Origin of the sequence: Chromobacterium sp. LK11 (assembly GCF_001043705.1) — a bacterium.
In the GTDB taxonomy this organism is placed as follows: Bacteria; Pseudomonadota; Gammaproteobacteria; order Burkholderiales; family Chromobacteriaceae; genus Chromobacterium; species Chromobacterium alkanivorans.
In genome coordinates this window covers 14738-38689 of the sequence record NZ_LDUR01000013.1, presented here as the reverse complement: position 1 = coordinate 38689, position 23952 = coordinate 14738, and the positions used below count along the sequence as shown (strand labels likewise).

At 65.1% G+C, this 23952-nt stretch carries 20 protein-coding genes; 13 read left to right on the top strand and 7 right to left on the bottom strand.

From position 1 onward, the window contains the following. The first annotated feature begins 248 nt into the window (after nucleotides 1-248). On the top strand, nucleotides 249-797 hold the full coding sequence (locus tag VK98_RS09035; RefSeq protein ID WP_048413722.1) for a cupin domain-containing protein: 549 nt from the start codon (nucleotides 249-251) through the stop codon (nucleotides 795-797). 399 nt (nucleotides 798-1196) lie between these two features. Here the strand turns inward: VK98_RS09035 and VK98_RS09030 are convergent, their stop codons facing one another. From VK98_RS09030 to VK98_RS09020, 3 genes are all read right to left on the bottom strand, one after another. Beyond that, nucleotides 1197-2633 (bottom strand): sodium:solute symporter family protein, encoded by a 1437-nt coding sequence (locus tag VK98_RS09030; protein WP_048413721.1) that lies wholly within the window; start codon nucleotides 2631-2633, stop codon nucleotides 1197-1199. Between the two features lie 330 nt (nucleotides 2634-2963). Further along, the gene (locus VK98_RS09025) at nucleotides 2964-4184 is read right to left on the bottom strand and encodes a DUF2399 domain-containing protein (RefSeq protein WP_048413787.1); all 1221 of its coding nucleotides are present in this window, start codon (nucleotides 4182-4184) and stop codon (nucleotides 2964-2966) included. An 89-nt stretch (nucleotides 4185-4273) separates the two neighbouring features. Then, entirely contained in the window at nucleotides 4274-5317 is a 1044-nt protein-coding gene (locus tag VK98_RS09020) for a GGDEF domain-containing protein (RefSeq protein WP_156187800.1), read from the bottom strand. A gap of 194 nt (nucleotides 5318-5511) precedes the next feature. Here VK98_RS09020 and VK98_RS09015 point away from each other — a divergent pair, with 194 nt between their 5' ends. From VK98_RS09015 to kynA, 9 genes are all read left to right on the top strand, one after another. Continuing rightward, nucleotides 5512-5916: a GNAT family N-acetyltransferase gene (locus tag VK98_RS09015; protein ID WP_048413719.1), complete on the top strand. Its 405-nt coding sequence runs from the start codon at nucleotides 5512-5514 to the stop codon at nucleotides 5914-5916. Between the two features lie 117 nt (nucleotides 5917-6033). Further along, on the top strand, nucleotides 6034-6426 hold the full coding sequence (locus VK98_RS09010) for a hypothetical protein (RefSeq protein WP_048413718.1): 393 nt from the start codon (nucleotides 6034-6036) through the stop codon (nucleotides 6424-6426). A 76-nt stretch (nucleotides 6427-6502) separates the two neighbouring features. Beyond that, nucleotides 6503-7837: a tRNA (N6-isopentenyl adenosine(37)-C2)-methylthiotransferase MiaB gene (gene miaB / locus VK98_RS09005; RefSeq protein ID WP_048413717.1), complete on the top strand. Its 1335-nt coding sequence runs from the start codon at nucleotides 6503-6505 to the stop codon at nucleotides 7835-7837. 84 nt (nucleotides 7838-7921) lie between these two features. Continuing rightward, the gene (locus VK98_RS09000; protein WP_048413716.1) at nucleotides 7922-8209 is read left to right on the top strand and encodes a YciI family protein; all 288 of its coding nucleotides are present in this window, start codon (nucleotides 7922-7924) and stop codon (nucleotides 8207-8209) included. Nucleotides 8210-8291: 82 nt separating this feature from the next. Continuing rightward, the gene (locus tag VK98_RS08995; RefSeq protein WP_048413715.1) at nucleotides 8292-9278 is read left to right on the top strand and encodes a PhoH family protein; all 987 of its coding nucleotides are present in this window, start codon (nucleotides 8292-8294) and stop codon (nucleotides 9276-9278) included. After that, nucleotides 9259-9765: an rRNA maturation RNase YbeY gene (gene ybeY, locus VK98_RS08990; RefSeq protein WP_048413714.1), complete on the top strand. Its 507-nt coding sequence runs from the start codon at nucleotides 9259-9261 to the stop codon at nucleotides 9763-9765. The genes VK98_RS08995 and ybeY overlap by 20 nt, the downstream gene beginning before the upstream one ends. 3 nt (nucleotides 9766-9768) lie before the next feature. Next, nucleotides 9769-10620 (top strand): HlyC/CorC family transporter, encoded by an 852-nt coding sequence (locus VK98_RS08985; protein ID WP_048413713.1) that lies wholly within the window; start codon nucleotides 9769-9771, stop codon nucleotides 10618-10620. Nucleotides 10621-10876: 256 nt separating this feature from the next. Beyond that, nucleotides 10877-12361, top strand: coding sequence for an apolipoprotein N-acyltransferase (gene lnt, locus VK98_RS08980; protein WP_053077299.1), 1485 nt, complete (start codon nucleotides 10877-10879; stop codon nucleotides 12359-12361). Nucleotides 12362-12525: 164 nt separating this feature from the next. Next, nucleotides 12526-13368: a tryptophan 2,3-dioxygenase gene (kynA, locus tag VK98_RS08975; protein WP_048413712.1), complete on the top strand. Its 843-nt coding sequence runs from the start codon at nucleotides 12526-12528 to the stop codon at nucleotides 13366-13368. A gap of 180 nt (nucleotides 13369-13548) precedes the next feature. On the opposite strand, the gene VK98_RS08970 is transcribed toward kynA, so the two are convergent. From VK98_RS08970 to VK98_RS08955, 4 genes are all read right to left on the bottom strand, one after another. After that, nucleotides 13549-15186 carry a methyl-accepting chemotaxis protein gene (locus VK98_RS08970; protein ID WP_156187799.1) on the bottom strand — a complete coding sequence of 546 codons (1638 nt, stop codon included), beginning with the start codon at nucleotides 15184-15186 and terminating at the stop codon, nucleotides 13549-13551. A gap of 197 nt (nucleotides 15187-15383) precedes the next feature. Then, complete coding sequence (locus VK98_RS08965; RefSeq protein ID WP_048413710.1) at nucleotides 15384-16871, bottom strand: CoA-acylating methylmalonate-semialdehyde dehydrogenase; 1488 nt, start codon at nucleotides 16869-16871, stop codon at nucleotides 15384-15386. 39 nt (nucleotides 16872-16910) lie between these two features. After that, nucleotides 16911-18227, bottom strand: coding sequence for an aspartate aminotransferase family protein (locus tag VK98_RS08960; RefSeq protein ID WP_048413709.1), 1317 nt, complete (start codon nucleotides 18225-18227; stop codon nucleotides 16911-16913). A gap of 322 nt (nucleotides 18228-18549) precedes the next feature. Next, nucleotides 18550-20406, bottom strand: a complete 1857-nt coding sequence (locus VK98_RS08955; RefSeq protein WP_053077298.1) for a methyl-accepting chemotaxis protein — start codon at nucleotides 20404-20406, stop codon at nucleotides 18550-18552. A 267-nt stretch (nucleotides 20407-20673) separates the two neighbouring features. Here VK98_RS08955 and VK98_RS08950 point away from each other — a divergent pair, with 267 nt between their 5' ends. Genes VK98_RS08950 through VK98_RS08940 form a run of 3 tightly spaced genes read left to right on the top strand, consistent with a single transcriptional unit; the run spans nucleotide 20674 to nucleotide 23868 of the window. Then, on the top strand, nucleotides 20674-22071 hold the full coding sequence (locus VK98_RS08950; RefSeq protein ID WP_048413707.1) for a PLP-dependent aminotransferase family protein: 1398 nt from the start codon (nucleotides 20674-20676) through the stop codon (nucleotides 22069-22071). 35 nt (nucleotides 22072-22106) lie between these two features. Next, nucleotides 22107-22904, top strand: a complete 798-nt coding sequence (locus VK98_RS08945) for an MOSC domain-containing protein (protein ID WP_048413706.1) — start codon at nucleotides 22107-22109, stop codon at nucleotides 22902-22904. Nucleotides 22905-22956: 52 nt separating this feature from the next. Further along, nucleotides 22957-23868, top strand: coding sequence for a glutaminase (locus VK98_RS08940; protein WP_048413705.1), 912 nt, complete (start codon nucleotides 22957-22959; stop codon nucleotides 23866-23868). The last annotated feature ends 84 nt before the right edge of the window (nucleotides 23869-23952 follow it).

The window sequence follows — 23952 nt, the reverse complement described above, 5'->3', positions numbered from 1 at the left end:
CGCAAAGCGGGAAAGGCTGTGGCAAGAGACGCAGGCTGCGGAGCGGAAGAAACGGCTGCGGGGAGGAGACAAGGCGGGCGGAACGCGGCGGAGCGGCCCCGGGCGTCGAAAATGCGCCGTCGTCGGCCAGAAAGCGCGAATTGCACTGCATGGCCGGCGACGACATCAGTATACTGTGACGCTATTTCGAAAAATTGTCGAAAATACTAAGCAGAGGCCGACAAAGGCACGCCACCGAGGTTACAGGCATGGATATTGGATTACGCGTCAAACAAGTGCGCGAGCACTTCGCGCTGTCGCAGCGCGAGCTGGCGAAACGGGCCGGCATGGCCAACGCCACCATCTCGCTGATAGAACAGAACCGGGTCAGCCCGTCCATCAGCTCGCTGTTGAAGCTGATTCAGGGCTTCCCGATGACGCTGACCGAATTCCTGACCTTTGGCGAACCGCCGCCCAGCGACCCTTACACCTTCCGCCGCGAACAGCAACCGGACCTGGGCCGCGACGGCCTGAAGCTGCTGATCATCGGCGCCTCCAACCCCAACCGTCAGATGCGCATGCTGCGCGAGCTGTATTCTCCGGGCGCGGACACCGGCAAGGAAATGATCACCCACCCGGAAGGCGAGGAATGCGGCGTGGTAGTGCGCGGCACCGTGGAGCTGACCGTGGACGGCCACATCAGCATTCTCTCCGCCGGCGACGGTTATTACTTCCCCAGCACCCTGCCGCACAAATTCCGCAATATCGGGCCGGACGAGGCCGAGATCATTAGCGCCAACACCCCGGCCAATTTCTGAGAACCAGTTTACGATCTGAGTTCCAAGAAGCTGTTCATGATCTTTTTATCCACGGGTATCCACATCGTTAATACAAAGGAAACGGCGTATTCGACGCGCCCCGGGTCCCTTCAAGCCTGCCATCGGGTGGCAGGCCCGAGGTCTTAAGCGGCTGCTTGTTCGAGCAGCGCGACGTTAGCGCGCTGCGAGTTCAGCCGCGCCTCGGTACTGACGGGAACCGGCGGGAAGCCGTAGGCCAGGCTTGCAGGGTGGCCTTTAGGAGTGGAGAGGATATTTGGCCAAGCAAATATCCTCTCCCTGCTCGCCGGGCAGCCCCGGCAATGCAAACCATCATCCGCGCAGCGGATTCAATGCATTGGGCAATGACCTTAGCCGAAAAAATCGTGAACCGGCACTGACTCAGCCTCGAGCCATCCCCGCCAGCGCCCCGCGCCCCAAGCGCTGCGGCAGCAGGCTGCCGGCCACCATGCCGAAGACGCTGAAGCCCAGGCCCACCAGCTGCGGCGGCCAGAACGGGTCCGCCGGGCCGAAGTAATCCAGCGCCAGCCAGCTGCCCAGGCCCAGCGCGATGGCCAGCAAGGCGCCCTGCGGCGTCGAACGCTTCCAGAACAGGCCGGCGAACAGCGGCGCCACCGCCGACACCAGCGTCACCTTGTAGGCATTGCCCACCATCTCGTAGATGGTGGCGTCGGACAAGAGCGCGAACACCGTGGTGACGATGGCCAGGCCCACCACGGTCAGCCGCATCGCCAGCAGGAACTGGCGGTCCGACATCACCGGGATGAAGCGGCTGAGCACGTTCTCGGTGAAGGTCACCGACGGCGCCAGCAAGGTGCCGGACGCGGTGGACATGATGGCGGACAGCAGCGCGCCGAAGAACATCACCTGCGCGAACAGCGGCGTGCGCTCCAGGATCAGACTGGGCAGAATCATCTGCGCGTCCTGCTGCATCCAGCGGCTGACCATGGTCGGATCGATCAGGGTGGCGGCGAAGCCGATGAAGATGGGCAGCATGCAGAAAGTCAGGTACAGGCCGCCGCCGACAATGGACGCGCGCGCCGCGACGTTCTCGTTCTTGGCCGACATCACCCGCTGGAAAATATCCTGCTGCGGAATCGAGCCCAGCATCATGGTCAGCAAGGCGCCGACGAAGCCGACCACGTCCTTGGGCGACAGGCTGGGAATCATGGTGAACTTGTCCTGCGCCGCCGCGTGCTGCAGCACCTTGACCGGGCCGCCGGCCATATCGCCTATCAGCCAGGTCAGGTAGAGCAGGCCGGCGACGATCACCGTCATCTGGAAGAAATCGGTCAGCGCCACCGACCACATGCCGCCGAACAGCGTGTACACCAGCACGATGCCGGCGCCCAGCAGCATGCCGGCGTTGGCGCTGATCGCGCCCTGGGACAGCACGTTGAACACCACGCCCAGCGCGGTCAGCTGCGCCGCCACCCAGCCCAGGTAGGAGGCGATGATGCACAGCGACACGAACAGCTCCACATTGCGGCCGAAACGCTGTTTGTAGAAGTCGCCTATGGTCAGCAGATTGAGCCGGTACAGCGGCCGCGCAAACAACAGCCCCACCAGCACCAGACACATGGACGAACCGAACGGGTCTTCGACGATGCCGGCGAAGCCCTTGTCGATGAAGGTGGCCGGAATGCCCAGCACCGCCTCCGAGCCGAACCAGGTGGCGAACACCATGGCGGTGACGATGGGAAACGGCAGGCTGCGGCCGGCCACGGCGAAATCGCGGGCATTGCGCACGCGGGTGGCGGCGAACAGGCCGATGCCCACGGACAGCAGCAGATAGACGACGACGAAGCCAATCAACATGGGAAGGATGTTCCTCTTCTTCTGGCGGCGCGCTCACGCGCCCAAACGGCGGCCCAAAAGCAAGAGGCCGGCGGGGGTGCCTGACACCCCGCCAGCCTCTCTCAATTCCTGAAAACCCTGATATCTTGCCTTTGCCATCAAGGGTTTGGGGGGCGATGATAACGCAGCTTTTTCCCGCTGTGTACCCATCGCCGGGCAGATTTTTCACACCCGGCCCAATTTGCCCGAATGTCATTGCCGGCGCGTCGCCGCCCGCCCCCATTTTCCGCTCGCCGTCCGCCGTCGCGGCCGGATTGCCCGGCGGTTTTCAAGCCGCCGGACAAGGGGCGCTCAGTCTCCCCAGTCCTCGATGAACAGCGCTTCTTGCTCCACCTTGCACTGCCGCTCCTGCATCTCCATCGCCAGTCCATGCAGCAAGGGCGGCAAGCCGCCGCCCATCAGCCGCGCCAGTTGCGCCTGGTCCGCCTCGCTCAAGGGCTGGGCGCCGTTGGCCAGCGTCAGTTGCTCCGGCTGCATCCGCCACGGCGACCACGGTCGGCCGGCCTGCTCCGCCACCTGGCCGGCGGCCATGGCGACGGCGATGCCGGACGGGGCCAGATCGCAGGCGATCTGCACCGGCACCCGCAGCAGAGTCAATAAATGGCGCACCGCCTCGCGCCAGCGCTGGTGCGGCTGGCCCGGCACCCAGATGGTCAGCACCGGCAACGCCTGCTGGCTCAGCGTCTGGAACACGCTGAGGTTCTCCACGATGCGCACGCTGCGGATCGCGCCTTCCACCGCGCTGACGCTCATCAAGGCCTCCGGCCCCAAGGCCACGCCCTGCTGCAACAAGGCGGCGGACAGCAGGCATTGCTGCCCGGCCCACAGGCCCAGCGGCCCGGACAGGAAAACGTGAGGGGTGTGGCCGGCGACGCCGCAGGCCTCCAGGTCGACGCCGAACTCCGCCAGCCACTGCCGGTCCGCGACGCCGAAGGCCTTGCTGCGCCCCAGCGCGCGCTGCGAAAACTGGCGCTCGGTGCCCCAGCAACCGTCCAGCAGCCATTGATCCAGCGCCTGGGCCAGCTTCAGCCGGCGCTCCAGCGTGGAGGATTGCAGATGCGGGCTCAGGCTTTCCGCCAAGCCCAACAACAGCGGATGGCGCGGCTGCCAGCCGCGCCACAGTTCCACCACCTCGGCCTGCGGCCGCGCGTCGGCCATGCCCAGCAAGTGGCGCAGGCCGTACATGTCCAGCCACTGCACCCAGAACGGCTGCAAGGGCTGGAAGCGCAGCCCGGTTTCGGCGTGCAGCTCCACCTCGCACCAGCCGGCCTCCAGCAGGCGGCGCAACAGGTTCTCCGCCAAGGTCGGGCTGTCCGCCGGCGCCAACAAGGTGCTCCAGCGCGCGCGGTCGCGCCGCGTCTTGAGCCAGCCGCGCACCATGTCCTGTTCCTCCGCGCTCAGCGGCAAGGACCGCGGCGCGGCCAGCGGCGTCAGCAGCAGATTGTGGCCGCGCGCGCCCAGCGGGGTGCGGCGAACGGAATCGGGATCGATCTGGGACAGCCAATGCGACATAGCGGACGACTCGATGAAAAGGCGGATGAGGAATAGACCATTTTTCCGCCAGAAATTCAATGCCGGCGCCGCGGATCGCCAGCGGCTTCTCAAGCCGCTTGCCAGGCGATCACCCGGTCGCGGCCGCCGGCCTTGGCCTGGTACAGCGCCTGGTCCGCCCGATGGAAAGCCTGCTGCAGCCCGCCGTTCCCCACCAGGCAAACGCCTGCGCTGACCGTCACCTGGCCATGGGGAAAGGGAGCGGCGCGCACCTGCTGGCGGAAACACTCCAGCCGCGCCTGCCCCGCCGCGTCGCTGCGCGCCGCCAGCAGCACGCCGAATTCCTCGCCGCCGATGCGGCCGTAGATCTGGTCGTGAAAGGTTTCGGCCAGCAAGGCGCTGACCTCGCGTATCGTCTGATCCCCCACCGCGTGGCCGTGGGTGTCGTTGATGCACTTGAACAGATCGATATCGATGATGGCCAGGTAGAAAACGATGTCATCGTGCCCAAGCGCGTACTCCGCCTGCTGCAGAAAGGAACGCCGGTTGGGCAGACTGCTCAGCGAATCGTAAAAAGCCTGCCGCCTCAGCTTGTTCAACAACAGATGATTGCTGCGCAGCGTCTGCACCACCTGCAGATGCACCAGCACCATGCCGCCGATGATGATGGCCAGAAAGCCGAAACCGTAAATCGCCTGCTCGCCGCCCCAGCGCAGAAACACCCGCGCGGGATCGAACACCAGCAGCAGCAGCCCCCAAAAGCTCAGCGTGTGCCATACGCTGGACATGCTGATCGACATCACCAGCGCCGACACGCCCAGCGTCGGCAACAGCAGGTATTCGCCGTAGCCGCCGGCGTCCAGCGCGCGTTTCATCGCCAGGCAATAGCCAATGGCGAACAGCACCTGCCACAACAGCAGGGAGCGGCCGCGCCGCGCCGCGATCTGCAACAGGATCAAGCCGCCCAGGCCCAGGCCCACCGCCAGGAACAGCCAGCCCGGCACCATGCCGCCGTACAGGCGGCGCACCAGCAGAAAGCCCAAAGCGCCCAACACCCCCACGCCCTGGAAACCCAGGCTGCGCCATTGGAAAGCGTCGATCAGATAAGCGTCGAAATCTTGTTCCAGCGGCCGCACCGGCGCAGGTATCGTCATCGCATCATGCTCCCGCCACACACTCGTCTGGCATTGCGTCTTGCTGTGGTATAGGCGGCAGGGCCGCGCCCATGCAATCCTCGGCGGCGCCGACTGGCTCCGCCTTCCCCGCCCGGCTATAATCGCCGCCTTCGACGCGGCGCGGCCTTGGCCGCGCGCTTTGCTTTTTGTCTTTCATGGATTGGCCGCACCCGATGTCCGCAGTCTGTCGCCGGCAGGACGCCATTGTCCTGCGCCCGATGCAAGTTCAAGATTTTCCCGCCGTGCTGCAAGTTCAGCAACACTGCTATCCGCCGTCGCTGATCGAGAGCCGCGACGCGCTGGCCTCGCGCCACCGGCTGTCGCCGGACGCGGCCGACACCCTGTTCATCCACGATCTGGCGCTGCATCCGGACGCGCGCGGCCACGGCTTGGGACCGCGCCTGGTGCAAACCGTTCTGGGCCAGGGCCGCCGACGCGGCTTGCGCCAGGCGCGGCTGGTGGCGGTGCAGGGCGCGGCGCGCTACTGGCGCCGCTTCGGCTACCAGGCCTGCGCGCGCGACGACTACACCCGCCGGACTTATGGCGAAGGCGCGGTCGGCATGCAACGCCCGCTCTAAGAACAGGTTCTAAATGCGGGCCGCGCCGGCACGCCAAAACGCCTATGCTGCAAGGAAGATTTGGCCAGCCCCCAGGCCAAGCTATGATAGAATCGCGCGCAACGTATTCAATTCCTTATGAAAATACTCATAGTCGCCCTGTGCGCGGCATGGCTCGCCGCCCCGGCCCTGGCCGGCCGTTTGCTGCCGATGGAACTGAAGGCCGGCACGGTCCGCGCCGCGGACGACGCCACCATCGAGTTCGTCAAGAAAGACCGCTCGCTGCTGGAAAGCCTGCTCGGCATCTTCATCCGCTCGGAACGCCAGTTCCCGTTGGCGCCCGGCCTGCGCATCTTCGACGAGAACAACCGTTTCCTGCTGCGCGGCCAACTGGACGGCCTGGAAGGCCGGCCGGTGGGCGTCACCTTCAATATGCAAGGCCAGATCAACCGGATCTGGGTGCTGCGCCCCGAGGAAGTGGAGCTGCTGAAGCAAAGGGAAGCCGAAGCGGCCGCCCAACCGTCCCGATAACCTCAGCCGCCCGCGGCGGCGCCTGCCGGGCCCGGCCCGGCGGGAACTGACAGAAACACGCTGGAATCTAGCCGCAATGAAAAAGGTATACATCAAGACGTTTGGCTGCCAAATGAACGAGTACGACTCGGACAAGATGGCGGACGTGCTGTCCGACTCCGAAGGCATGGTCAAAACGGACAAGCCGGAAGAGGCCGACATCATCCTGTTCAACACCTGTAGCGTGCGCGAAAAGGCGCAGGAGAAAGTGTTTTCGGACCTGGGCCGCATCCGCCCGCTGAAAGAGGCCAAGCCCGACCTGATCATCGGCGTCGGCGGCTGCGTGGCGTCGCAGGAAGGCGAAACCATCGTCAAGCGCGCACCCTACGTCGACGTGGTGTTCGGCCCGCAAACGCTGCACCGGCTGCCGGAGCTGATCAAGTCGCGCCAGTCCAGCGGCAGCTCGCAGGTGGACATCTCCTTCCCGGAGATCGAGAAGTTCGACCACATCCCGCCGGCCAAGGTGGAAGGCGGCGCGGCCTACGTCTCCATCATGGAAGGCTGTTCCAAGTATTGCTCCTTCTGCGTGGTGCCCTACACCCGCGGCGAGGAAGTCAGCCGCCCCTTCGACGACGTGCTGACCGAAATCGCCGGCCTGGCCGCGCAAGGCGTCAAGGAAATCACCCTGCTGGGCCAGAACGTCAACGCCTATCGCGGCGCGATGGCCGACGGCGAAATCGCCGACTTCGCGCTGTTGCTGGAATACGTGCACGAGGTGCCGGGCGTGGAGCGCATCCGCTTCACCACCAGCCACCCGCGCGAATTCAGCCAGCGCATCATCGACTGCTACGGCAAGCTGCCCAAGCTGGTGTCGCATCTGCACCTGCCGGTGCAAAGCGGCGCCGACCGCGTGCTGACCGCGATGAAACGCGGCTACACCGGCCTGGAATACAAGTCCATCATCCGCAAGCTGCGCGCGCTGCGGCCGGACCTGTGCCTGTCGTCCGACTTCATCGTCGGCTTCCCCGGCGAGACCGAGACCGACTTCGAGCAAACGCTGAAGCTGGTCAAGGACATGGAGTTCGATTTCAGCTTCGTGTTCATCTACAGCCCGCGTCCGGGCACGCCGGCGTCCAACCTGCCGGACGACACGCCGCACTCGGAAAAAGTGCGCCGGCTGGAAGCCCTGAACGAGGTGATCGAGGCCAAGGGCTTCGCCATCAACCAGGAGATGGTGGGCACGGTGCAGCGCGTGCTGGTGGAAAGCGTGTCCAAGAAAGACGCCACCATGCTGGCGGCGCGCACCGCCAACAACCGCGTGGTCAACTTCGTCGGCCACCCGCGGCTGTTGAATCAGATGATGGACGTGCGCATCACCGAAGCCCGCCCGCACTCGCTGGTGGGCGAGGCGCTGATCGCGGAAACCGTCTGAGCATGAGGCCCGTCCGCCATTTTTTCGCGCCGGACGCCGCGGGCGGGCGTATGCTTGGCGCTTTGCACTCACGCTGACGCCGCCATGTTCATCGTTTCGCTAAGCTATATCGCCCCGCTGTCCGACATCGACGCGCAGCTGGAAGCGCACGTCGCCTGGTTGCGGCAGGGCTACGCCTCCGGCCTGCTGCTGGCCTCCGGCCGCAAAAGCCCGCGCACCGGCGGCGTGATCCTGGCGCGCGGCGAACGCGCCGAGCTGGAAGCCCTGCTGGCGCGCGATCCGTTCGCCGTCGCCGGCCTCGCCCGCTACGAGATCACCGAGTTCCACGCCAGCATGAGCGCGCCGGAACTGGATTGTCTGCGGAACATTTGATGAACGCCGCAGCCTTAACCCTTGTCCATCGGTCGTCCCGCCCCGCCGCGGGCCGCCGACAACGACCCAGACTACGAGCCGCATGACTACATCGCACGCCGAACCCCTGAGCTTCAACCCTGTCGACAATGAACGGCTGGCCCGCCTGTGCGGCCCGCTGGACGAAAATCTGAAACAGATAGAAACCGGCCTGGACGTGACGGTGCAGCGCCGCGGCGAAAGCTTCCGCGTCCAAGGCGAACAGGCCAAGACCGCGGTGGAGGCGCTGACCCGGCTCTATCTGCTGGCGGAAAAACAGGAGCTGTCGATAGACGACGTGCAACTGTGCCTGGTGGAGCTGCGCCGCCACGCGCCCAACGGCGCCGCGGCGCCCGCCGACGACGAAGACGCGCCGGTGCTGGTGACCCGCCGCGGCGATCTGCGCGGCCGCACGCCGCGCCAGAGCCGCTACATCAAGGCCATCCAGCAACACGACATCACCTTCGGCATCGGCCCGGCCGGCACCGGCAAGACCTATCTGGCGGTGGGCTGCGCGGTGGACGCGATGGAGCGCGACACGGTCAAGCGCATCGTGCTGGTGCGCCCGGCGGTGGAAGCCGGCGAGAAGCTGGGTTTCCTGCCCGGCGACCTGGCGCAGAAGGTGGACCCGTATCTGCGGCCGCTGTACGACGCGCTGTACGATCTGATGGGCTTCGACCGCGTGACCCGGCTGTTCGAGAAGAACCTGATCGAAATCGCGCCGCTGGCCTATATGCGCGGCCGCACGCTGAACAACGCCTTCATCATTCTGGACGAGGCGCAGAACACTACGCCGGAACAGATGAAGATGTTCCTGACCCGCATCGGCTTCGGCTCCAGGGCGGTGATCACCGGCGACGTGACCCAGATCGACCTGGCCCGCCATCAGAAAAGCGGCCTGGTCGAGGTGGAGCGCATCCTGGACAAGGTGCGCGGCATCCATTTCCACCATTTCCAGAGCGACGACGTGGTGCGCCACCCGCTGGTGCAGAAAATCGTCGACGCCTACGACCAATACCAAAGCAAGCAAGATGAAAAGAGCCAAGCGTAACCCGCTGCTGGCGCGCCTGGCCGCGCGCCTGGAACTGAGCCTGGACGTGCGCAGCCAAACCGCGGCGCTGCCGCGGCCGGCCGACCTGCGCCGCTGGAGCCAGGCGGCGCTGCAAGCCGGCGTCAAACAGGCCCAGGTCAGCATCCTGATCGTGGACGCCGACGAAGGCCGCCAGATGAACCGCGACTACCGCGGCAAGGACTACGCCACCAATGTGCTGAGCTTCGCCCTCAACGAGGGCGAGCCGGTGCCCGGCCTGCCGCTGATCGGCGACCTGGTGCTGTGCGCGCCGGTGGTGGAAAAAGAGGCGGCCGAGCAAAACAAGCCGCTGCAAGCCCATTACGCCCACCTGCTGGTGCACGGCATGCTGCACTTGCAGGGCTTTGACCATGAGCAAGACGACGAAGCCGAAACCATGGAGACGCTTGAAACCGTCATCATGCAAAGGCTAGGATATCCCGACCCTTATCGAGAGGAGCAGTTCTAAGAAATGGAAGACCCCAGTAAACCGCGGCCGACTTGGCTGGAACGCCTGTCCACCATGTTGCTGCGCGAGCCGGAAGATCGCGAAGAGTTGATCGAACTCTTGCACAACGCCTTCGAGCGCAATCTGCTGGACGCGGAAGCGCTCGGCATGATCGAGGGCGTGCTGGAAGTCAGCGAGCTGACCGTGCGCGACGTGATGATTCCGCGCAGCCAGATGAACGTGATCAGCTGCGACGACCCGATCACCCGCTTCCTGCCTATGGTGATCGACTCCGGACACTCGCGCTTTCCGGTGATAGGCGACAGCAAGGACGACGTGCTGGGCATTCTGTTGGCCAAGGAACTGTTGCGCTATTTCCACGCGCCGGCCAGCTTCGACTTGAAGGCGGTGCTGCGCCCGGCGGTGTTCGTGCCGGAATCCAAGCCGCTGAACGTGCTGCTGCGCGATTTCCGCGCCACCCACAACCACATGGCGGTGGTGGTGGACGAATACGGCGGCGTGTCCGGCCTGGTGACCATCGAGGACGTGATCGAGCAGATCGTCGGCGACATCGAGGACGAATACGACACCGAGGACGACGAGGAAGACATCCTGCCGGTGCGCGGCCATCAACGCTACCGGGTCAAGGCGCTGACCGAAATCGAGGACTTCAACCATTACTTTGAAACCGATTTCGAAGACGACGACGTCGACACCGTCGGCGGCCTGGTGATCTCGCTGACCGGCCATCTGCCCAAGCGCGGCGAGGCGGTGGAAGCCTCCGGCCTGCGCTTCACCGTGTTGCGCGCCGACAACCGCCGCGTCGACACCCTGCTGGTGGAGCGGATACAAGCCGGCGAGACCAGCGAGGTCTGAAGCGGTTGACGATCCGGCGCGAGGCGCCGCGCGGCGAGTCACTTCGGAACGCGCATGCGCCGCATGTCCATTCCTGGTCCTCAGCCGCAAGGCCTTGCCTCGCTCCGGCTCACGAAACCATGAACGCTAGAACAGCCTGCGGGCGCCGGAGGCCGGATAGCACTTGGTGCCCGCGCCTCCCGTTTCTAAGATGAATATCAGCCATTTGACAATCCGTCGGCCGGCTTTTGCCGGCCGGCTTCGCCTGATGCCTACCATGCGCACTTTACTGGTCCTGCTGGCAGCCGCCTTGGCTGGCAGCCTCACACTGTTCGCCTTCGCCCCCTACCGGCTGTTCTGGATCATGCCGCTGTCGCTGGCGGCGCTGGCGGATCTGACCCAGCGCCACCCGCAACGCGCGTTCTGGATCGGCTATGTCTGGGGCCTGGCCGCCTACACCAGCAACTTCAACTGGATCTACAACAGCCTGCACGACGTGGCCGGCCTGCCGGTCTGGATCGCCTTGCCGCTGGTGCTGTTGCTGCCCGCCTATCTGGCGCTCTACCCCGGCCTCGCGATGTGGCTGAGCGCCCGCGTCACCGCCAAGCCGTGGCAGCGCTGGCTGCTGGCCTTTCCGGCGCTGTGGGAGCTGGGGGAATGGCTGCGCGGCTGGGTGCTGACCGGCTTCCCCTGGGCCGCCGCCGGCTATTCGCAGATCACCGAAAGCCCGCTGGCCGGCTACACGCCGCTGGGCGGCTCCCACCTGGTCAGCTATCTGGTGGCGCTGTCCGCCGGCGCGCTGGCGCTGATGGTCCACAGCGGCTGGAAGATGCGCGCCGGCCTGCTGATCGCCGCGCTGGCGGTGTGGGGCAACGGCTTCTGGCTGAAAAGCATCGAATGGACTCAGCCGCAGGGCAAGCCGATCAGCGTGGCGCTGGCCCAGGGCAATATCGCCCAGGAGCTGAAATGGTCGCCGGAAAACCTGGAAGAGTCGCTGCGCGTGTATTACCAGCAAGTGGCCACCGCCCGCGCCGACCTGATGCTGCTGCCGGAAACCGCGCTGCCGCTCTTCCTCGACGACCTGCCCTCCGGCTATCTGAGCATGATGGAAGGCCAGGCCCAGCGCGCCGGCATGGCGCTGGCCACCGGCGTGCCCCGCCGCACCAACGACGGCCGCGGCTATTTGAACGCGGTGGTGGCGCTGACCACGCCGGGCCGTCCGTATTTCGCCAAGGACCACCTGGTGCCCTTTGGCGAATTCATCCCGGTGCCGGGGCTGATAGGCTGGATCTACCAGTTCATGAATATGCCGATGTCCGGCTTCAGCAGCGGCGGCGCCAATCAGCCGCCGTTGGCGCTGGCCGGCGAGAAAATCGCCTTCAACGTCTGCTACGAGGACAGCTTCGGCGAGGAGTTGATAGGCCCGGCCTCCCAGGCCAGCATCATGGCCAACGTCAGCAATCTGGCCTGGTTCGGCAAGAGCGTGGCGATGAGCCAGCATCTGCAGCTGTCCCAGGCGCGCGCGCTGGAAAACGGCCGCTACATGCTGCGCGCCACCAATAACGGCATGACCGCCATCATCCGTCCGGACGGCGAGATCGCCTCGGTGGCGGCGCCCTACACCCGCCAGGTGCTGCAGGGCTTCGCCCAGGGCCGCCAGGGGCTGACCCCCTATATGCGCCACGGCAACGCGCCGGTCTTGATCGGCTGCGCGGCGCTGCTGCTGCTGGCCATGCTGCTGGGCCGCAAGCACCGGCCCTGAGCCTTGCCGCCTTCGCCTTGAAAACGCGCGATGTTTCCTCACCGGAACATCGCGCGTTTTGACATTCGGCCCCGGATTCCCGATCATCATTCGCCGGCGGCGCGAACCGGTCCCGCACCGGAACCACACCAAGAAAGACGCGCCGCCTCTACAAGGGAAAAACCATGAACGAGAGAAAACTGGAAGCCGGGATCGTCACCAACTTTTCCGAGCGCATGAGCTACGGCGGCTATCTGTGCCTGGACGAATTGCTGGCCTGCCAGAAGCCGCTGTCCAACCCGCCGCACCACGACGAGTTGCTGTTCGTGATCCAGCATCAGACGTCGGAATTGTGGATGAAGCTGATGCTGCACGAGTTGCAGGCCGCGGTGCGCTTCGTCCAGCAGGACACGCTGGGCCCCAGCTTCAAATGCCTGGCGCGGGTCAAACAGATCCAGCGCCTGCTGTTCGAACAATGGGCGGTGCTGGAAACGCTGACGCCGTCCGAGTACATGGAATTCCGCGACGTGCTGGGCAACTCCTCCGGTTTTCAGTCGCACCAATACCGCTCCATCGAATTCCTGCTGGGCAACAAGAACCAGGCGATGCTGAACGTGTTCGCCCATGAGCCGGACAAGCACGCGGCGCTGAAAGCCATTCTGGACGCGCCCAGCCTCTACGACGAATTCCTGCGCCACCTGGCGCGGCGCGGCCTGCCGGTGCCGGCCTCCAGCCTGGAGCGCGACTGGTCGCAGCCCTATCAGCGCAATCCGGAACTGATCCCGCTGTTCAAGACCATTTACGACCAGCCCCAACAACACTGGGAAGCCTATGAGATGGCGGAAAAGCTGGTGGACGTGGAGGAATACTTCCACCTGTGGCGCTTCCGCCACATGAAGACGGTGGAGCGGGTGATCGGCTTCAAGCAGGGCACCGGCGGCTCCAGCGGCGTGCGCTTCCTCAAGCAGGCGCTGGAGCTGACCTTCTTCCCGGAACTGCTGGACGTGCGCACCGAGATCGGCCGCTAAGAACCTGTTTACGATCTGCTGCGCTGCGTGGAGCGTTACACGGTGAGTACCGCTTCGAAATGCTCATGTACCACTTGTACATTCCGCTTTCTCAGCGGTTTTCGCCTTGTCTCGCTCTTGCTCGCGAGATCGTAAACACGTTCTAAAAACCGGTTCTAAGGCGGCCTAGCGCGGCGGCGCTCAACAGCGGAAGCGCGACACCAGCCCGCGCAGATTGCCGGCCAGCTGGCGCATGTCCGCCAGCGCCGCCGAGGCGGTGGACGCCGCCTGCGCGTTCTTGCTGGAACTCATCGCGATCTGCTCGACGTATTGGGCGATGTCCTGGCTGGCGGTGCCCTGTTCCTTCAGCGCGTGGGAGATGTCGTTGACCACGCCCAGCACCCCGCCGGCGCTCTGACGGATCTCGCTCACCGCCGCGCCGCCCTGCTCGGCCAGTTCCAGGCCGTTCTTGGCGCGCCGCACCGCCTCTTCCATCGAGCCGTGCGACTGGGTGGAGCTTTGCTGAATCTCGGCTATCATGCCGGCGATCTCCTCGGTGGCCTGGGCGGTGCGCTCGGACAGCTTGCGCACCTCGTCCGCCACCACCGCGAAGCCGCGGCCCTGCTCGCCGGCGCGCGCCGCCTCGATCGCCGCGTTCAAGGCCAAGAGATTGGTCTGGTCGGCGATGTCCTTGATCACCTGCATGATGCCGGAGATCACCTGCGCCTTGTCCACCAGCTCGTTGATGGTGCCGGCGGCCAGTTCCACCGATTCATTGATGCGGCGCATCTCCGCCACCGCGCGCGAAATCACCTCGCTGCCCTGCTGCGACGATTCGCCGGACTGTTCGGACAGATTGCGGGCGTCCTGGGCGCGGTCGGAAATATGGTTGATGCTGACGGTCAGCTCTTCTATCGACGCCGCCATCGAGGTGGCCGCCTCGCTCTGCTGCTCCGAGCCGTTGGCCACCTCGCTGGCATGGCTGCTGACGTCGGCGCTCATCTCCGACACCCGGTTGGCGGCGGCGGCGATGTCGCCCACCAGCTGCCGCAACTGCCCCTGCATGCCGGCCACATTGGCCAGCAGGCTGTCCCGGTCGCCGTTCTTCACCGGCACCTCCATATCCAGCTGGCCGGCGGCGATGCGCTTGACGATGTCCACGGTGACCGCCGGCTCGCCGCCCAGCTGGCCCAGCACGCTGCGCATGATGTAGCCGCCCAGGCCGGCCAGCAGCAGCAGGATCACGCCGACCTCCAGCGCCAGATTGAACAGCGATTTGTGATAGGCGGCGGCCACGTCGTCCAGATAGATGCCGGTGCCCAGCACCCAGCCCCAGCCGGGCGAGGTCATCAAATAGGAGATCTTGGGCTGCGGCGCGTCGAAGCCCGGCTTGTCCCAGACGTAGCCGGCGTAACCCTTGCCGCCGCCTGCGCTCAGCGCCTGGTCGAACAGCTGGCCCATGTCCTGGCCGCTGCCCTCTTTAACTCCGTGCAGGTTCTTGCCGATCAAGGCCGGCTTCACGCCGTGGGCGACATAGGTCAGGCCCTTGTCGAAGGCGAAGAAATACTCGCGCTCGTCGTAGCGCATGCTGCTCAGCGCCGCCGCCGCCAGCTGCTTGGCCTGCGGTTCGCTCATCTTGCCGTCCGCCGCCATCTTCTCGTAGGAGCTCACCAGCGCCGCCGCCGACTCCACCAGATTGCGCGTCTTGTCCTTGCGGTCCTGCAACATGGTGTCGCGCTCGCGCATCACCGACAGCACGCCTATCGCCGTCACCAGCAGCGCCATCGCCACCAAGAGCAGCAGCAAGCGGCCGCGCAGGCTCATTGTTGTTTTGTTCATCTCCATCTCCCCACACCTTGTTAGCTTATTCTAGACAGCGCCCATCGCTCTTTTTATGCGATTAATCCTAATTTGATACATTTTTTCCGAAAATATCAACAGCATAAAAAAACCCGGATTGCTCCGGGTCAAACTGAACGCGAGCGGTCATCCCCGCGCTCAGGGTCGTCATTCCTTAGGATTCAGTCCGCGCCGCCTCACTTCATCGTCGGCATCACGAATTCGGCGGTCATCTTGGCCGGCCAGCGGCTGGTCACCGTCTTCATTCGGGTATAGAAACGCACGCCCTCCGGGCCGTGCATATGGTGATCGCCGAACAGCGAAGCCTTCCAGCCGCCGAAGCTGTGGAAAGCCATCGGCACCGGAATCGGCACATTGACGCCCACCATGCCCACCTGGATGCGGTGGCTGAATTCGCGCGCGGCGCCGCCGGAACGGGTGAAGATGCTGGTGCCGTTGGCGAAGGGATGGGCGTTGATCAGGCTGACCGCGCTGTCGAAGTCCGGCACCCGCACCACCGCCAGCACCGGCCCGAAGATTTCCTCCTTGTAGATGGTCATCTCCGGCGTCACGTGGTCGAACAGGCAGCCGCCGAGGAAAAAGCCGTCCTCGTGGCCCGGATGGCGATAGCCGCGGCCATCCACCAGCAGTTGCGCGCCTTCGGCCACGCCCTGAGCTACATAGCCCGTCACCTTGTCCAAATGCTGGCGCGTCACCAGCGGCCCCATTTCCGCCGCCGCGTCGTCGCCCACGCCTATCTTCAGATTACGCGCCCGTTCGGCCAGCCGCTCCACCAGCGCGTCGCCGATATCGCCCACCGCCAGCACCACCGAGATCGCCATGCAGCGCTCGCCGGCCGAGCCGTAGGCGGCGCCGATCAGCGCCTCCACCGCGCCGTCCAGGTCCGCGTCCGGCATCACCACCAGGTGGTTCTTGGCGCCGCCCAGCGCCTGCACCCGCTTGCCGTGGCGCGCGCCGGTTTCGTAGATGTACTGGGCGATGGGCGTGGAGCCGACGAAACTGAGCGCGGCGATGTCCGGGTGGCCGAGCAAGGCGTCCACCGCCTGCTTGTCGCCGTGCACCACATTGAACACCCCGGCCGGCAGGCCGGCCTGCTGCAGCAGCTCGGCCAGCAACAAAGCGGCGGACGGGTCGCGCTCGGACGGCTTGAGGATGAAGCAGTTGCCGCAGGCCAGCGCCACCGGGAACATCCACAGCGGCACCATGGCCGGGAAGTTGAACGGGGTGATGCCGGCCACCACGCCCAGCGGCTGGCGCATGGAATGGCTGTCGATGCCGCCGCCCACTTGCTCGGTGAACTCGCCCTTCAGCAACTGGGGGATGCCGCAGGCGAACTCCACCACTTCCAGGCCGCGGGCGACTTCGCCGATGGCGTCCGACACCACCTTGCCGTGCTCGCTGGAAATCAGCGCCGCCAGCCGCTGCTGGTTCTGCTCCAGCAGCTCCTTGAATTTGAACATCACCCGCGCGCGCTTCAGCGGCGAGGTTTCCGCCCAGGCCGGGAAGGCCTTGCGCGCCGCCGCCACCGCGGCCTGGACCTCGTCCGGGCTGGCCAGCGGCACGCGGGCGGCGACGCTGCCCAGCGCCGGGTTGTAGACATCGCCAAAGCGGCCGCTGCGGCCTTCGCAGCGTTCGCCGCCGATGTAGTGAGGAATGGTTTGCATGGGTGGTTCCGATTTGAATGGGTTAACGCGCTGCCGTGTTTATTCGCAGGCGCGCAAGGCGGCGGCGATGGTGTCGAACAGCCGGTCGATCTCGTGTTTCTCAATGATCAGCGGCGGCGAAACCGCCAGGATGTCGCCGGTGAAGCGCACCAGCACGCCTTGTTCCCAGCATTTGAGGAAGGCGTCGAAACCACGCTGTCCGGCCGCGCCGGGGCGGCTGTCCAGCTCGATGCCGGCCACCAGGCCCAGGTTGCGGATGTCCTTGACGTAGGGCTGGCCGCGCAAGGCGTGCGCGCGCTCCTCGAAATAAGCGGACAGGCCGGCGGCGCGCTCGAACAGCTGCTCCTCGCGGTACAGGTCCAGCGAGGCGATCGCCGCGGCGCAGGCCAGCGGGTGGGCGGAATAGGTGTAGCCGTGCGGAAACTCGATCATGCGCTCGCCGGCGGCGGCCATGAAGGCGTCGTGGATCTCCGGCTTCACCAGCAGCGCGCCCATCGGCACCACGCCGTTGGTCAGGCCCTTGGCGCAGGTGATGATGTCCGGCAGCACGCCGAACTTGTTCGCCGCCCAGTCCGCGCCCAGGCGGCCGAAACCGGTGATCACCTCGTCGAAGATCAGCAGGATGCCGTAGCGGTCGCAGATTTCGCGCAGGCGCCGCAAATAGCCCTTGGGCGGAATCAGCACACCGGTGGAGCCGGCCATCGGCTCGACGATGACGGCGGCGATGGTGGACGGGTCGTGCAGGGTCAGGATCCGCGCTTCCAGTTCGTCGGCGAACTCGGCGCCGTGCTCCGGTTCGCCGCGGCTGAAGGCGTTGCGCGCCAGGTCGTGGGTGCTGCGCAGATGGTCCACCGCCGGCAAGGACACCGGGAAGTGCTTGCGGTTGCCGGCCATGCCGCCCACCGAAATGCCGCCGAAGTTGACGCCGTGATAGCCGCGCTCGCGGCCGATCAGCTTGACGCGGGCGGCGTCGCCGCGCACGCGGTGGTAAGCCACCGCCATCTTCAGCGCGGTGTCCACCGCCTCCGAGCCGGAGCCGACGAAGAAAGCCTTGCTCAAGCCCTTGGGCGCCATCGCCACCAGCTTGTCGGCGGCCTCGAAAGCCTTCGGGTGCGCCATCTGGAACGGCGGCGCGTAGTCCAGCGTCGCCACCTGGCGCTGCACCGCCTCGACGATGGGCTTGCGGTTGTGGCCGGCGGTCACGCACCACAGGCCGGCGCTGCCGTCCAGGATCTGGCGGCCCTGATCGTCGGTGTAATACATGCCGTCGGCGCTCACCAGCATGCGCGGCGCGCGCTTGAACTGGCGGTTGGCGGTGAACGGCATCCAGAACGCGTCCATCTGCGGCTGATTCATCGTTGTCTCCCCTGGCTCTCTGCCGAATGATGACAACTAATCTAGCCGGGCCACCAATACAATTACAGGTACAGTTTGCGCGGATTTGCCCATTCCCGTATCGGCAAAATCGCCAGTACAGTCCGCAAGCATGAAAAAAACCCGGCCGCAGCCGGGTTTTTGGTGTCGCGCTAATCGACTCAGAGCCTGTTTACGATCTCGCGAGCTAAGGCGAGACAAGGCGGAAACGAGCGAAAAAGCGGAATGTACTCGTGGTACATGAGCATTTTGAGCTCGGTTTCAACGCCGTATCGCCGACGCGCAGCAGATCATAAACAGGTTCTCAGACGCGGAAGCTGGAGAACAGCTGCCGCATGTCCTTGGCCGCCTGCGACAGGTCGTTCAAGGTGTCGTGCACGGTCTGCAAGGCGCCGTCGCTGTCGACGATGCGGCCGTTGATCTGCTCGGTGCTCTGCGCGATCAAGGTGGTGGCCTTGTGCTGCTCGCTGGTGGACAAGGTGATCTCGTTCATCTTGGCCATCACCTCCTGCATCGCTTGCTGGATCTGCTCGATGCGCTGCACCGCGCTGTCGGTCAGCTCCACGCCGTCGTCCACCGAGCTGACGGTGCGCTGCATATTGGTCACCGCCTGGCTGGTTTCCTCGCGGATGGTGCTGACCATGCTGGAAATCTCCACCGTGGCCTGGCCGGTGCGCTCGGCCAGCTTGCGCACTTCGTCCGCCACCACCGCGAAGCCGCGGCCCATTTCGCCGGCGCGCGCCGCCTCGATCGCCGCGTTCAAGGCCAGCAAATTGGTCTGATCGGCGATGTCCTTGATCACATTGGTGATGCCGCTGATCTGTTGCGAACGCTGATCCAGCGACACCAACATGCCGGACAAGCCCTTCACCGCCTCCACCGTGCTGTTCATCTCGCGGGAGATGCGCTGCATCTCGTCCGCGCTTTCGCTGGACACGGTGCCGGTGTGGTTGACCAGCGAGTCCGCCTCGCGCGCGGCGTCGGCGATGTGGGAAATGCTGACGGTGATCTCTTCCAGCGTCGCGGCGTTGGAGCTGGACACGTCGGAAATCTGCCGGGAATCGCGCGCCACCTGGTCCACGGTGGTGGCCACGCTCTGCACGCCGTTGGTGACGTTTTCCGCCTCGGTGCGCACCGCCACGAACATGCTTTGCAGACGCTGGATGAAGCTGTTGAACGCGGTGGCGGTCTCGGCGATCTCATCCTGGCCCTGCACTTCGATGCGGCGGGTCAAATCGCCCTCGCCCTTGGAAATCTCCAGCATCGCGTTGCGCAAGCGGCCCAGGCCGGCCAACATCTTGCTCAGCATCACGCTGGCCACCGGGATCAGCACCACCACGCACAGCGCGCCCAGGCCCACTACGGTCAGCAACAGTTTTTCCAGCGGCTCGCTGACCACGGACTTGTCTATCATCACGCCCAGCAGCCAGTTGGTGCCCTCCACCGGGTCCACTTGCACCAGCTTGGCTTCGCCGTTGACCTCGATCTCCTCCATCGCGCTGCTGGTGGACAACTGCACCAGCTTCTCGGCGGACAGCGCCGGCACTTTTTCCGCCAGCGGCTTCAACGTCAAGGTGGTGTCGGGGTGGGCGATCACCTTGCCGCTCTTGTCCACCAGGAAGGCGTAGCCGTTGCCGCGCAGCTTGGCGGACAGTACGGTCTTGACCAGATCGTCGATGAAGATGTCGCCGCCCACCACCGCCTTCAGCGTGGAGCCGTCGAACACCGGCGAAACAAAGGTCACCACCAGCTTCTTGGTGTCGAAATCGACATAGGGATCGGACACGCCCGGCTTGCCGCTGGCCTGGGCCTGCTGATACCAGGGACGCGCCACCGGATCGTAGCCCGCCGGCTGCGGCTTGAAGTCGGAACGGATCATTTTGTGGTCGGCGGTGCCGATATAGGTCATGTCGTAGCCGCCGGCCTGGCTCAGGCGCGCCAGCATCGGCATCGGTTCCGGCGTGCCCACCACCGGATTGCCGGCGATCACCACCTTGACCTTGCTGCCGTACCAATCCTTGACCAGATTGGCGTAGCCGCGCGAGGTGCTGGACAGTTCGTTATCCACGCCCTGGACAATCTCGTTGCGCATCTGGGTATACACCAAGGTCGTAATGATGGCGCCCAGCAAAACCAGCAACACCGCAATGAATACAATCAACTTTACACGCAAAGAGCGCATTTCCGTCCTCCATCCCCAATTCGACTTGGCTTGCCGCGATTGCTTGTCAATTCACGACAAAGCGCTGTTATGATCATTCTCGATGCCGGTAGGCTCTGTTCTTGTCTTAGCCGTTTCGCCTGCAAAGCTCAACAAAAAACATACAGATTGACGGCTGCAACATGCCATCCGGCTTATGACGAGATATTTATCACAAGCTGTTCTCAACGGACAGGCCCAATATCAATGATGCTCAAATAACGCGCAATGGCCAGCCTGAATCTTATGCCTGCGGATGGCATTACATTGGTGGAAAACATCGTTAATTCAGCTATTTCCGCCATCCAATGCGGCCAGTGGCGCAACGGTGCAAAAATCCCATCTATTCGCAGAATGGCCGGGGAGCTGGGCGTCAGCCCATTCACCGTGGTCGAGGCCTACGATAGGCTGGTGACCCTGGGCTATCTGGCGGCGCGGCCGGGCTCCGGCTTTTACGTGGAGGCGAGGCGGGAAAGCCGGCCGCCCGAACTGCCCGCCGCGCCGCGCGTCTGGCCGGTGGACGAATACTGGCTGCTGCGCAAGATTTACCAGCAGGACGCCAATACCCTGTTCGCCGGCTGCGGCTGGCTTCCCTCGCACTGGTACGACGCCGAAGCCCAGCAAAAAGCGCTGCGGCAACTGGCCCGCGACGCCGTCGCCGCGCCCGGCTACGGCGACCCCAAGGGCTTTCAGCCCTTGCGCGAGCATCTGGCCGACCGGCTGGCCGAACGCGGCATCCCGGCCCGCGCCGACGACATCGCGCTGACCCAGGGCGCCAGCCGCGCGCTGGACATGGCGGCCTGCGCGCTGCTGCAGGCCGGAGACACCGTGCTGGTGGACGATCCCGGCTATTGCAATCTGCTGTCCTGCCTGGCCTTTCGCGAGTTCAAGCTGGTGCCGGTGCCGTGGACCGAACACGGGCCCGATCTCGAAGCGCTGCGCGCGCTGCTGCGCCAACACCGGCCGCGGGCCTTCTTCACCAATCCCTGGCTGCAAAACCCCACCGGCGCCAGCTACTCGCCGTCCGTCGCCCACCAGGTGCTGCGGCTGGCCGAGGAACACGATTTCCTGATCGTGGAGGACAATGTTTCCGCGGACTTCGCCGGCGGCCGCCAGCCCGCGCTGGCGGCGCTGGACGGGCTCAAGCGCGTGCTCTATATCGACAGCTTCTCCAAATCGCTGTCGCCGGGGCTGCGCGTCGGCTATCTGTGCGGCCAGTCCGAGCTGCTCGAGCGCATCGTCCACTACAAGATGATGTCCGGGCTGACCTCGCCGGAACTGAACGAGAGGCTGGCGCTGGAACTGGTGTCCGAGGGCCGCTATCGCCGCCAGCTGGAGCGGCTGCGCGCGCGGCTGGCCGAAGCGCAGGCGCAATGCCAGCAGCTCTTCCTCGAACACGGCTGGCAGTTGTTCGCGCGGCCGGACAACGGCCTGTTCCTGCTGGCGCGGCCGCCCGGGGAACTGGACGCCAGGCAGTTGGCCGAACAGGCGCAGCAGCACAAGATCCTGCTCGCTCCGGGCCATCTGTTCCGCGCCTACGGCATGCCCTCGGACTGGCTGCGCTTCAACGTCGCCTTCAGCCAGGATCGTCGGCTGTGGGATTTTCTGAGTTGCCCGCCGCAGTGATAACATGCCGTAACCACAGCTTAGCGGAGCCCTCCATGCAACTTGTCGAAATGTTCGTCCATCCGTTGAAATCCTGTCGCGGCCTGTCCTACAGCCGCGCCTTCGCCGGCAAGCAGGGCCTGCTGCATGACCGCGAATGGCTGCTGGCCGGCGACAACGGCCGCTTCTTCACCGCCCGCTCCCACCCGCAGCTGGTGCGCGTGGAGGTGGATCTGATACCCGGCGGCGCGCTGTTCAAGTTCCCGGACAAGGCGCCGGTGCTGGCGATGAGCACTCAATACCAGCAAGAAGCGCCGGCCACGGTGTGGAAGGACAACTTCGCCGCCTATCACGGCGACGCCGCCGTCGATCACTGGTTCGGCGAAGTGCTGGGCGAACCCTGCCGGCTGCTGTGGCTGGGCATGCGCTCCAACCGCCGCTTGAAGGACCGCGACCACGAGATGTCCTTCGCCGACGGCTATCCTTATCTGCTGGTGAACCAGGCCTCGCTGGACGCCCTCAACGACGAGCTGGACCAGCCGGTGTCGCTGCGCCATTTCCGCCCCAATCTGGTGGTCAGCGGCGATTACGCCTGGGAAGAAGACGATTGGAAGGTGGTGCAGATCGGCGAGGTGGTGTTCGACGTCGCCAAACCCTGCTCGCGCTGCGTGCTGACTACGGTGGACCCGGACACCGGGATCAAATCGCCGGAACAGCAGCCTCTGCGCACCCTGGTCAGCATCCGCACTTTGCCGGAAGGGGTCTGTTTCGGCGTCAACCTGGTGCCGCGCAATGAAGGCGTGCTGGAGTTGGGCGCCGAGTTCAGCGTGCTGGAAACCCGCTACGAATTCTGATTTTCCGACGCCGGTCCGCCGGCGTTATTACCGATTTATGCTGAATAGATTCATGAATTTGCAAGAACTGCTCGATCAAATCCACGGCGAAGTCGCCGCCTATTACGGCCAGGGCCGCGTCGCCGACTACATCCCGGCGCTGGCCGAGGTGCCCCCGCGCCAGTTCGGCATGGCCATCACCACCCTGGACGGTCAACACTACCGCTGCGGCGACGCCGCCGTGCCCTTCTCCATCCAGAGCATTTCCAAGGCCTTCATGCTGGCGCTGACGCTGGAAGCCGACGGCGAGGAACTGTGGCGCCACGTTGGCAAGGAGCCGTCCGGCAATCCGTTCAACTCGCTGGTGCAGCTGGAGTACGAGGACGGCGTGCCGCGCAATCCCTTCATCAACGCAGGCGCCCTGGTGGTCACCGACCGCGCCGTCAGCCATTTCGAAGACGCCCACGGCGCGCTGCTGGCCCGCCTGCGCCAGGAGTCGGGCAACGCCACGCTGTGCGGCAACGCCCGCGTCGCCGAATCCGAGCGCGCCCACGGCCACCGCAACGCGGCGCTGGCCCATTTCATGAAAAGCTACGACAACCTCGACAACGAGGTGGAGACGGTGCTGCAACAGTATTTCAACAGCTGCAGCATCACGATGAACTGCGTGGAATTGGCCAACGCCGGCCTGTTCCTCGCCAACCACGGCATCACCCGCGACGGCCGGCAATCGCTGAGCCGCAGCCAGGCCAAGCAGATCAACGCGGTGATGCTGACCTGCGGCACTTACGACGCCGCCGGCGAGTTCGCCTACCGCGTCGGCCTGCCGGTGAAAAGCGGCGTCGGCGGCGGCATGCTCGCCATCATTCCCGGCAAGATGAGCATCGCGGTATGGAGCCCGGAACTGGACGGCAAGGGCAATTCGGTGCTGGGCCTGGAGGCGCTGGACCGCTTCACCACCCGCACCGGCTTGTCGATTTTTTAGGCCGTTCTCCCGCCAGGCCGCCGGACAGGAAAAAACCCGCTCAAGGCGGGTCTTTTCTTGTCCGGCAATGAAAAAAGCCAGGCT

Excerpts from the sequence above, each read along its gene's own strand:
- kynA (WP_048413712.1), top strand. The coding sequence starts at position 12,526 with ATGAACGAGAGAAAACTGGAAGCCGGGATCGTCACCAACTTTTCCGAG.
- VK98_RS09025 (WP_048413787.1), bottom strand. The coding sequence starts at position 4,184 with ATGTCGCATTGGCTGTCCCAGATCGATCCCGATTCCGTTCGCCGCACC.
- VK98_RS09035 (WP_048413722.1), top strand. The coding sequence starts at position 249 with ATGGATATTGGATTACGCGTCAAACAAGTGCGCGAGCACTTCGCGCTG.
- VK98_RS08945 (WP_048413706.1), top strand. The coding sequence starts at position 22,107 with ATGCAACTTGTCGAAATGTTCGTCCATCCGTTGAAATCCTGTCGCGGC.
- VK98_RS08985 (WP_048413713.1), top strand. The coding sequence starts at position 9,769 with ATGGAAGACCCCAGTAAACCGCGGCCGACTTGGCTGGAACGCCTGTCC.
- VK98_RS09015 (WP_048413719.1), top strand. The coding sequence starts at position 5,512 with ATGTCCGCAGTCTGTCGCCGGCAGGACGCCATTGTCCTGCGCCCGATG.
- VK98_RS09030 (WP_048413721.1), bottom strand. The coding sequence starts at position 2,633 with ATGTTGATTGGCTTCGTCGTCGTCTATCTGCTGCTGTCCGTGGGCATC.
- VK98_RS09010 (WP_048413718.1), top strand. The coding sequence starts at position 6,034 with ATGAAAATACTCATAGTCGCCCTGTGCGCGGCATGGCTCGCCGCCCCG.
- VK98_RS08940 (WP_048413705.1), top strand. The coding sequence starts at position 22,957 with ATGAATTTGCAAGAACTGCTCGATCAAATCCACGGCGAAGTCGCCGCC.
- VK98_RS08970 (WP_156187799.1), bottom strand. The coding sequence starts at position 15,186 with ATGAACAAAACAACAATGAGCCTGCGCGGCCGCTTGCTGCTGCTCTTG.
- VK98_RS08960 (WP_048413709.1), bottom strand. The coding sequence starts at position 18,227 with ATGAATCAGCCGCAGATGGACGCGTTCTGGATGCCGTTCACCGCCAAC.
- VK98_RS09020 (WP_156187800.1), bottom strand. The coding sequence starts at position 5,317 with ATGACGATACCTGCGCCGGTGCGGCCGCTGGAACAAGATTTCGACGCT.
- VK98_RS09000 (WP_048413716.1), top strand. The coding sequence starts at position 7,922 with ATGTTCATCGTTTCGCTAAGCTATATCGCCCCGCTGTCCGACATCGAC.
- miaB (WP_048413717.1), top strand. The coding sequence starts at position 6,503 with ATGAAAAAGGTATACATCAAGACGTTTGGCTGCCAAATGAACGAGTAC.
- ybeY (WP_048413714.1), top strand. The coding sequence starts at position 9,259 with ATGAAAAGAGCCAAGCGTAACCCGCTGCTGGCGCGCCTGGCCGCGCGC.
- lnt (WP_053077299.1), top strand. The coding sequence starts at position 10,877 with ATGCGCACTTTACTGGTCCTGCTGGCAGCCGCCTTGGCTGGCAGCCTC.
- VK98_RS08950 (WP_048413707.1), top strand. The coding sequence starts at position 20,674 with ATGGCCAGCCTGAATCTTATGCCTGCGGATGGCATTACATTGGTGGAA.
- VK98_RS08965 (WP_048413710.1), bottom strand. The coding sequence starts at position 16,871 with ATGCAAACCATTCCTCACTACATCGGCGGCGAACGCTGCGAAGGCCGC.
- VK98_RS08995 (WP_048413715.1), top strand. The coding sequence starts at position 8,292 with ATGACTACATCGCACGCCGAACCCCTGAGCTTCAACCCTGTCGACAAT.